1 protein-coding gene is annotated in these 312 nt (G+C 65.7%); it reads left to right on the forward strand.

Features of this window, described 5'->3' with window-relative positions:
* A partial coding sequence (locus SB753_RS36005) for a recombinase family protein (RefSeq protein WP_410804875.1) occupies nt 1-312 on the forward strand: 312 nt, incomplete at both ends.

Consider the following 312-nt stretch of genomic DNA (forward strand, 5'->3'; position numbering starts at 1 on the left):
CCTGCCCGTCGGCTTCGTGTACGACGCCGCGGGCGCGGTCGTCCTCGATCCGGACCAGCAGGTCCAGCACTGTCTGAGGTGGCTGTTCGACACCTTCAGAGGCACGGGTTCGGCGATGGCCACCGCGCGCGCTGCGCATCACCTCGAGCTGGCGTTTCCACGACGGTGCTGCAAAGGTCCGCACAAGGGTGAACTGCTGTGGGGCAGTCTCGCTCATAGCCAGGTAGTGCGCGTTCTGCACAACCCGAGGTATGCCGACGCGTTCGTCTACGGTCGCACTCATACGCGCCGGAAAGTCGATGGACGCACGCG

This window comes from Paraburkholderia sp. SIMBA_053 (assembly GCF_046534895.1).
In the GTDB taxonomy this organism is placed as follows: Bacteria; Pseudomonadota; Gammaproteobacteria; order Burkholderiales; family Burkholderiaceae; genus Paraburkholderia; species Paraburkholderia caledonica.